General features: G+C 69.3%; 7 protein-coding genes. 1 reads left to right on the top strand and 6 read right to left on the bottom strand.

Annotated elements, in window-relative coordinates:
- The 5 genes from rpoB to ABD844_RS02765 form a co-directional block, all read right to left on the bottom strand.
- Positions 1-2,502 (bottom strand): DNA-directed RNA polymerase subunit beta (rpoB, locus tag ABD844_RS02785; RefSeq protein ID WP_344872575.1); only part of this gene is annotated, 2,502 nt, incomplete at its 3' end.
- 446 nt (positions 2,503-2,948) lie between these two features.
- Complete coding sequence (locus ABD844_RS02780) at positions 2,949-3,446, bottom strand: hypothetical protein (protein ID WP_344872573.1); 498 nt, start codon at positions 3,444-3,446, stop codon at positions 2,949-2,951.
- Positions 3,443-3,943, bottom strand: a complete 501-nt coding sequence (locus tag ABD844_RS02775) for a hypothetical protein (protein ID WP_344872571.1) — start codon at positions 3,941-3,943, stop codon at positions 3,443-3,445. Before ABD844_RS02775 ends, ABD844_RS02780 begins: the two co-directional genes overlap by 4 nt.
- Positions 3,944-4,406: 463 nt before the next feature.
- Positions 4,407-5,408, bottom strand: a complete 1,002-nt coding sequence (locus ABD844_RS02770; protein ID WP_344872587.1) for an ABC transporter ATP-binding protein — start codon at positions 5,406-5,408, stop codon at positions 4,407-4,409.
- Between the two features lie 126 nt (positions 5,409-5,534).
- Positions 5,535-6,101, bottom strand: a complete 567-nt coding sequence (locus tag ABD844_RS02765) for a TetR/AcrR family transcriptional regulator (RefSeq protein WP_344872569.1) — start codon at positions 6,099-6,101, stop codon at positions 5,535-5,537.
- An 89-nt stretch (positions 6,102-6,190) separates the two neighbouring features.
- Between ABD844_RS02765 and ABD844_RS02760 the strand changes: the two genes are divergently transcribed.
- The gene (locus ABD844_RS02760) at positions 6,191-6,583 is read left to right on the top strand and encodes a nuclear transport factor 2 family protein (protein WP_344872567.1); all 393 of its coding nucleotides are present in this window, start codon (positions 6,191-6,193) and stop codon (positions 6,581-6,583) included.
- 186 nt (positions 6,584-6,769) lie between these two features.
- On the opposite strand, the gene ABD844_RS02755 is transcribed toward ABD844_RS02760, so the two are convergent.
- The gene (locus tag ABD844_RS02755) at positions 6,770-8,695 is read right to left on the bottom strand and encodes a mannosyltransferase YkcB-related protein (RefSeq protein ID WP_344872565.1); all 1,926 of its coding nucleotides are present in this window, start codon (positions 8,693-8,695) and stop codon (positions 6,770-6,772) included.
- Positions 8,696-8,723: the final 28 nt, after the last annotated feature.

The following is an 8,723-nucleotide window of genomic DNA, read 5'->3' as shown; positions in this document are numbered from 1 at the left end:
GCTGAACACGCGCACCGCGATGACCTTGCCCTGCTCGCCGTGCGGCACCTTCAGCGAGGTGTCACGCACCTCACGGGCCTTCTCCCCGAAGATCGCGCGCAGCAGCCGCTCCTCCGGCGTCAGCTCGGTCTCACCCTTTGGCGTGACCTTGCCGACCAGGATGTCACCCGGCACCACCTCGGCGCCGATGCGGATGATGCCCCGCTCGTCGAGATCGGCCAGGACCTCCTCCGACACGTTGGGGATGTCGCGGGTGATCTCCTCGGGACCCAGCTTGGTGTCACGGGCGTCGACCTCGTGCTCCTCGATGTGGATCGAGGACAGGACGTCGTCCTGGACCAGGCGCTGGGACAGGATGATCGCGTCTTCGTAGTTGTGGCCCTCCCACGGCATGAACGCCACCAGGAGGTTCTTGCCCAGCGCCATCTCACCCTTGTCGGTGCACGGCCCGTCGGCGATCACCTGGTTGACCTCGACCCGGTCGCCCTCGGCGACGATGGGCTTCTGGTTGAACGAGGTGCCCTGGTTGGAGCGCTTGAACTTGGCCACGCGGTAGGTGGTGCGCGTGCCGTCGTCGTTCATGACCGTGATGTAGTCGGCGGAGACCTCCTCGACCACGCCGGCCTTCTCGGCGCTGATGACGTCGCCGGCGTCGGTCGCGGCACGGTATTCCATGCCGGTGCCGACCAGCGGCGCCTCGCTCTTGAGCAGCGGCACCGACTGGCGCTGCATGTTGGAGCCCATGAGCGCGCGGTTGGCGTCGTCGTGCTCGAGGAACGGGATCATCGCGGTGGCCACCGACACCATCTGGCGCGGCGACACGTCGATGTAGTCGACCTCCTCGGCACGGGCCAGCTCGGTCTCACCACCCTTGGTGCGCACCAGCACGCGCGGCTCGGCGAACGACCCGTCGGAGTTGAGCGTCGTGTTGGCCTGCGCCTTGACGTACCGGTCTTCCTCGTCGGCGGTCAGGTAGTCGATCTGGTCGGTGACCTTGCCGTCGACGACCTTGCGGTAGGGCGTCTCGACGAACCCGAACGCGTTGATCCGGCCGTAGGAGGCCAGCGAGCCGATCAGGCCGATGTTGGGGCCTTCGGGGGTCTCGATCGGGCACATCCGGCCGTAGTGGGACGGGTGCACGTCACGGACCTCGAAGCCCGCCCGCTCACGCGACAGACCACCGGGACCCAGCGCGGACAGTCGCCGCTTGTGGGTCAGACCGGCCAGCGGGTTGGTCTGGTCCATGAACTGCGACAACTGCGAGGTGCCGAAGAACTCCTTGATCGAGGCCACCACCGGGCGGATGTTGATCAGGGTCTGCGGGGTGATCGCCTCGACGTCCTGCGTGGTCATCCGCTCGCGCACGACCCGCTCCATGCGGGCCAGACCCAGGCGGACCTGGTTCTGGATCAGCTCGCCGACGCTGCGCAGGCGGCGGTTGCCGAAGTGGTCGATGTCGTCGACCTCGACGATGGCCTCGCCGTTGGCGCCCGGCATCGACTCCTCGCCCGCGTGCAGGCGCACGATGTACTCGATCGTGGCGACGACGTCGTCCTCGGTCAGCGTGCCGTGAGTGATCTCCGCGTCAACGCCCAGCTTCTTGTTGATCTTGTAACGACCCACCTTGGCGAGGTCGTAACGCTTGGGGTTGAAGTAGAGGTTCTCCAGCAGGGTCTGCGCCGACTCCTTGGTCGGCGGCTCACCGGGCCGCAGCTTGCGGTAGATGTCGAGCAGGGCGTCGTCCTGGCCGGCCGTGTGGTCCTTCTCCAGGGTCGCCCGCATCGACTCGTACTGGCCGAAGCGCTCGACGATCTGCTCGCTGGTCCAGCCCAGCGCCTTGAGCAGCACCGTGACGGCCTGCTTGCGCTTGCGGTCGATACGCACGCCGACGCTGTCGCGCTTGTCGATCTCGAACTCGAGCCAGGCACCCCGCGACGGGATGACCTTGCAGCCGTAGAGGTCCTTGTCGGACGTCTTGTCGACACTGCGGTCGAAATAGACACCGGGCGAGCGGACCAACTGCGAGACCACGACACGCTCGGTGCCGTTGATGATGAAGGTGCCCTTCGGCGTCATGAGCGGGAAGTCACCCATGAACACCGTCTGGCTCTTGATCTCACCGGTGGTGTTATTGATGAACTCCGCCGTCACGAACATCGGGGCGGAGAAGGTCATGTCCTTCTCTTTGCACTCGTCTACGGAGTACTTCGGCGGCTCGAACCGGTGATCGCGGAACGACAAGGACATGGTCCCCGAGAAGTCCTCGATGGGACTGATCTCTTCGAAGATCTCTTCGAGGCCCGACTGGGTCGGGACGTCCTTGCGCCCGGCCTGGCGAGCCGCCTCTACCCGGGCCTTCCACTTCTCGTTTCCGAGCAGCCAGTCGAACGACTCGGTCTGCAGGGCGAGAAGGTCAGGAACTTCGAGAGGCTCCTGGATGCGCGAAAAAGAGACGCGACGGGGACCAGCGGGTACGGCGGAGGCGTTGCGCGAGGCTGCCAACAGATGTCCTTCCGAGGGCTCGCGGCGGACTGACTACACGCACGCCAGACAACCTCGCAACGTGAGCAAGCATCGCGGGTCGTCAAAGGGCAGCGCAAAGGGGCAGTGTAGCCGAACGGCACACGCCTGTCCACTTCACCCTCGCTGCATGCTCCACGTTGGTCGCAGCATCGCCCGTTCAGGCGGAAACGTCAAGCCCGCAAGCCCGACTTTTAGCCGACTCAGGGCCCGGACGCTGGGTTTTCTCCCCTGTGTGACTGATCGCCTACCGCCAGGCCCAAGACGATACCCGCGAACGGGGGCGGTTAACGCTCTGTCACACCGGGGGGCGAACCCATGCCGACAACCGGTGTAGCTGTGACTGAAGTACCCCGATCAAGGGCCGCGCTAAACCCGATTTTTGGTAACAATTGAAGGAAGCGGCACGCCCGCGATCATTCGGGGCCTCACGCGCTCCCCAGCAGTGTGGACAGGGCCGCCACCAGCCAGCGAGATCCTTGCCGCACCATGACGAACCTGGCTCGGTTCTGGGCGAACTCTTGCTGAAGCCCTACTTTGCCGGGGATCTCCTTGACCGTACCAGTGTTCACGAACAGCAGAACCTCTACCCGGTCCGGCTCGGCCCGCTCGACCCCCGCGCCCGCCACTGCCACGGTCTGCACGATCTTCTGCGCCTTGGCCTTGGTCACCAGGGTCTTGGTCAGCTCCTTGTAGTGCCGGGTCAACTCGCCGGTGGTGAACGTCCCCGCCCTGGTCAGATCCTGCTCCACCGTCCGGTAGTCGTACGACAGCAGGTCGGGCGCCGCCTTCCTGGCCGCGGCCACCGCCTCGGCCCGAGCCGCGTCGGCGCCGCGCAACTCCTGGAGGTTGAACCACATGGTCGGCACCAGTACGGCCCCCGCCACGACCAGCACGCCCAGCAGCGCGATCGTGAAGATCCTCACGTCACCTGCACCACCTTCGACACCAGCCACAGGCGGCCGGCCTTGCCCAGGTCCATCTGCCAGCGGTAGTAGCGGTCCTGGGGCGCGCTCTTGGAGCCGTCCCAGCGGATCTCCACGTCGGCCACGACCAGCACCCTGGCCGTGGTGGCGGTCATCGAGACCAGGCCGGTCGCGCGCAGCACGCCCTGCTGGACGACCTTGTTCTCCAGGGTGGTCGACTTGAGCTTGGCGGCGTTGGCCTCGTACTCGGCCCTGGCCGAGCCGGTGGAAGACTCGAGGATGCGCCGCATGTCGGCGTCGACGGTCTTGTAGTCGAGCGAGATCAGGTTCTTGGCGTGCAGGCCCGCGGCCAGCAGCACGGCCTGCCCCTCGCCCGCCCTGCCCTGCTCGTCGCGCGCCAGGGCGGCGATCCACACGCCCGCGCCGACGAGCACCGCCAGCAGCCCGCTGAGCGCCGCGATCAGGATGCGGGCGGGCCGTACGGCAAGTCCTGCCACGTCTGCTCACCCCTCTTCCGGCTGGTCGCTGCCGGATCATAACGCGACACCGAGCCCCGAAGTCCGCGAATCGACGGAGCCGGTTGGGCAGCGACCCCCTCGCCTCCCGCCGCCCGCCGCGATCGGGCCGGGTCCCCGAGACCGTCCCCACCCTGACGCCTGCGCGGCCACGATCACCAGCAGGCCGATCGGGACATTACCCATAAATGCCTTCAGGCGGCCCTCAGCGGCTCGCTGAGCGCCCGGCACGCGTTTTCCGCCCTTCGGGGTCCTCCGGGGCTGTGGACGCGTTCTGGGCCTCGGGCCCGGTTCCCCGGCCCACCCAGAATCGGGGGCTCGGGACGCGGTTCCGGGCCCGCCGTACGGGATTCGGGGCGCGGTTCCCGGCCCGCCGGTGGGGGCCCGGGAGGCGATTGCCCGGCCGGAGGTCGGCGCTCTCCGCCCCGAGGATCCGGCCCTGCGTCTACGCGATGCCGTGCAGGTGGGCGTTGATCAGGCGGGGATACTCCTCCAGCCAGTTGCGGCCGCGCTCGTCCACGAACGACCCCTGCGGCGGGATCACCCCGTTGGCCGCCAGCCAGGCGCCGGGCGGTCGCTGGGTGCCGCGGATCCGGCCGCCGGTCGGCATGAGCTGGGGCGGGATCGGCGGCAGTGGGCCGGGGTCGTGCCCCATCCGCGCCTCGGCCGCCAACTCGGAGACGTCCTTCTCCTCGGACATGCCGATGGGGCCGTGCCTGCGGGCGTTCAGGAACTGCCGCACCACCGGCTCGTCGCTCGACAACAGCATCTCGCGCGAGCCGAACATCACCAGCTCGCGCCGGAACAGCAGCCCGATGTTGTCGGGGACCGTCCTGGCGGTGTTGATGTCGTGGGTCACGATCAGGAACGTCGCCTCGATCTCGGCGTTGATGTCGACGATGAGCTGGTTGAGCAGCGCGGTGCGCACCGGGTCGAGGCCGGAGTCGGGCTCGTCGAACAGGATGATCTCCGGGTCCAGCACGAGCGCCCTGGCCAGGCCCGCGCGCTTGCGCATGCCGCCGGAGATCTCGCCAGGCAGCTTGGCCTCGTCGCCCTGCAGGCCGACCAGGTCGATCTTCTCCATCACGATCCGGCGGATCTGGGCCTCGGACTTCTTGGTGTGCTCGCGCAGGGGGAAGGCGATGTTGTCGTAGAGGTTGAGCGAGCCGAACAGGGCGCCGTCCTGGAACAGGACGCCGAAGAGGCGGCGCAGCTCGTACAGCTTGCTCTCGGGGCAGTTGGCCAGGTCGTGGCCGTCGATCCAGATGTGCCCGCGGTCGGGGCGCAGCAGGCCGACCAGGGTCTTGAGGAACACCGACTTGCCGGTGCCCGAGGGGCCGAGCAGCACCGAGATCTCGCCCGCGGGCAGCGTGAGCGAGACGTCCTCCCAGATGACCTGCCGGCCGAACGACTTGGTCAGCCCGTCGACCACGACCTCGACGCCCACTGTCACCTTCCCGATCGCAGGGAGTACTCAGGGGTTCACGTGCCGCACACCATACTTCGGCCGCGCCCCCACCGTAAGGGCGTTCCGCGGAATGGGAACGGGATCCAACGGCTTGCTATCGAGCGGTTATGAGACGTCCTGTCCAGTAAGTGTGTGCAGGCTGGGACGCAGCAGGCGGGCGATCTCCTCCTGGGGGACCCCGCGCAGCTCGTCCAGCTCCAGGAGTTGGTGGCCCACGGCCACACCCAGCATGACCAGCGTCATCAGCGCCGCGCGCAGGCGGGCGTCGTCGCCGGGCAGAGCCTCGGCGAGCCGGTCGATCTGTTGGCCCAGCACCTGCCGCGCCGAGGCGGCGGCCTCGGGGTGGGTGAGCATGGAACGCATCATGGCCAGGGAGCCCTGCGGCAGCTCACCCATCTTCACAGTGAGGCTGCCGAGCAGGTGCTCGACCACCTCTTCCGCGCCCAGCTCGCCGTCGGGGGCCGGCATCACCCTCACGGCGTGCCGGAACAGCTCCTCCTTGCTGCCGAAGTACTGCATCACCAGGGCCGGATCGACCCCGGCCGCCCCGGCGACGCCCCGGATGGTGGCGCGCTCGTAGCCCACGTCGGCGAAGAGCGATCTGGCGGCGTCGAGGATCTTCCCCTCGGTCCTGCGCCGCCTCTCGGCTCGCGGCAGCACTCTCTCACCCACGCACCGACTCTACATGCGTTGACCGAGCGCGCACTTTCGCTCTACGCTCGTTGAGTCAACGACTGTTGAGTGAAATCGAGGGATCGGACATGACCATCGACGAGATCGTCACTGCGTACCACGCGGCCATGCTCCACAAGTCGGCCGACGAGCTGGCCGACCTGTACGCGGAGGACGGGTTGCACGAGTTCCCGTTCGGCGGGCTGCCGCCCTTCGCGGGGAGGGAGGCGATCCGCGTGGGCTATCACGGGATGTGGGGGGCCGGCGCGTTCGAGGCCCGGGAGGTACGCCGGGACGCGCTGCACCGTACGGAGGACCCGGAGGTCGTGGTGGTGGAGCAGACCGTGTTCGTGGTGGCGGGCGACCGGCCGATCACCGTGCCCGGACTGCTGGTGCTGCGCGTCAGGAACGGCCGGATCGTCCACGCCAGGGACTACATGGACACCAGCGCCATCGCCAGGGTCCGCGCGGCCGCCAACTGACCGGGCCGATTCCGCGAGACCTGGATGCCTACGCCTCCAGCTCAGCGCGACCACTGACCGACCAGCCCGATCCCGTACGACCTGGGTGCCAACGCCTCCAGCTCCGCGCGACCACTGACCGACCGGCCCGACCTCAGGACGACGGCCCCGGATGACGGGGTCTCAGGAGGCCGCCGGCTGCGGGGGTCACCCCGCCTGGGTGAGGTCGAAGACCGTGGTGCCGCCGACCGTGGAGGGCGTGAAGGTCTCCTGGACCCAGGCCGCGATCTGGGCCGCGTCGTCGCTGCCTCCCGTGCTCCGGCCCGACCGACCGCCCATGCCGGTGCCAAGGAAGTAGTGGATCTTCTTCTCGGCGACGTACTGCTTGAACTGCTCCAGCGTCGGTGCGGGATCGGTGCCGTTGAAGCCGCCCACCGCCATCACGGGCACTCCGGCGGCAAGCTGGTATCCGGCCGCGTTGTTGGAGCCGACCGTCGCCGCCGCCCACGTGTAGGCCGAGGCGTCGGACTTCAGCAACGCGGTCAGCTCGGCGGACGGAGTGCCCGCGTTGAGCAGCCCGCCCATGCCTCCGCCGCCACCCATGCCGCCGCCACCCATGCCGCCGCGGCTCGCCCCGCCGCGGCCCTGCGCGCTCCCGTCGGTGCCAGAACCCTGCGGCTGGCCACCGGGCTGCCACTGGCGCGGTGGTTGCCCGCCACCCCCCGGGCGCTGGAACCCGCCGCCGGACGCCCTCCCGAACCCCCCACCGGTGGCCGGCCCGGCGGTCGGAATGGCACCCGTGTGCGGTGACGCGGCCGTGTCCACCGCGTACGCCGCCGGCCCCGCCAGACACGCGACCGCGGCGACGGCGAGCACGGCCAGCGTGCGCCGGGTGAACAGCAGGGCCAGCGCCGCCCCCAGCCCCACCACCAGCACGGCCGTGCCCAGCCAGGCGTTCCAGTCGGCGCTGCGCGACAGCAGCACGTACGCCCACACGGCCGTCACCGCCGTCACCAGGGCCAGGCCCCTGCGTGCCCCGCGTTCCCAGAGCACGGCCACCCCCATGCCCACCAGCGCCGCGATGGCCGGAGCCAGCGCCACGGTGTAGTAGGCGTGGAAGATGCCCTGCATCAGGCTGAACACCACCCCGGTCACGACCAGCCAGCTCCCCCACACCCAGAACGCGGCGCGTACGGGATCGGCCCGCGGCGCCCTCCGGGTCAGCCACGTGACCGCGACCAGCAGCGCGAGCGCGGCCGGCAGCAGCCAGGAGATCTGCCCGCCCGCCTCGGTGTCGAACATCCGCAGCCACCCGGCCTCCTGGTTGAGGTTGCCCAGGCCGCCGTAGTCGTCGCCGTTGAGCCGTCCGATGCCGTTGTAGCCGAGCGCCAGCTCCAGGACGCTGTTGGTCTGGGAGCCGCCGATGTAAGGCCGGTCGGCCGCGGGCACCAGCGCCACGGCCAGCAGCCACCACCCGGCCGAGACGAGCATGGCCGCGCCGGCCAGCGCCAGTTGGCCGACGCGCCGCCAGAAGGCCACCGGCGCCGTCACGAGGTAGACCAGCGCGAACCCCGGCAGCACCAGGAACGCCTGCAACATCTTCGCCAGGAACGCGAACCCGATCGCGCTCCCCGCCAGCACCAGCCACCGCGTGGAGCCCCGCTCCTGCGCCCGGATCACGCAGTACGCCGCCACGCTCAGCAGCAGGACGAGCAGCGCGTCGGGGTTGTTGAACCGGAACATCAGCACGGCCACGGGCGTGACCGCCATCGCGGCGCCCGCCAGCAGCGCCGCCCAGGGGGAGAACAGCCGCCGCACGGAGGCGTACACCATCGCCACCGCGCCGACGCCCATGAGCGCCTGTGGCACGAGGATCGCCCAGGAGTTGAGCCCGAACAGCCGCACGCTGAGCACCATCGGCCACAGCGAGGCGGGCGTCTTGTCGACGGTGATCGCGTTGGCGGCGTCGGAGGCCCCGAAGAAGAAGGCCTTCCAGCTCTGACTGCCGGCCTGCACCGCCGCCGAGTAGAAGGAATTGGCCCACCCCGAGGCGTCCAGGCCCCAGATGTAGAGCACGCCGGTGCCGACGAGCAGCGCGGCCGGCGCCCAACGAGACTTCGCTTCGGTAACCACACTCGCACGCTAGGCAAGCCGCTTGGCC

This window comes from Nonomuraea antimicrobica (assembly GCF_039536965.1).
In the GTDB taxonomy this organism is placed as follows: Bacteria; Actinomycetota; Actinomycetes; order Streptosporangiales; family Streptosporangiaceae; genus Nonomuraea; species Nonomuraea antimicrobica.
This window is presented reverse-complemented; position numbering and strand designations above follow the sequence as displayed.

Coding starts and splice junctions, on each gene's coding strand:
- ABD844_RS02760 (WP_344872567.1), top strand. CDS start 6,191: ATGACCATCGACGAGATCGTCACTGCGTACCACGCGGCCATGCTCCAC.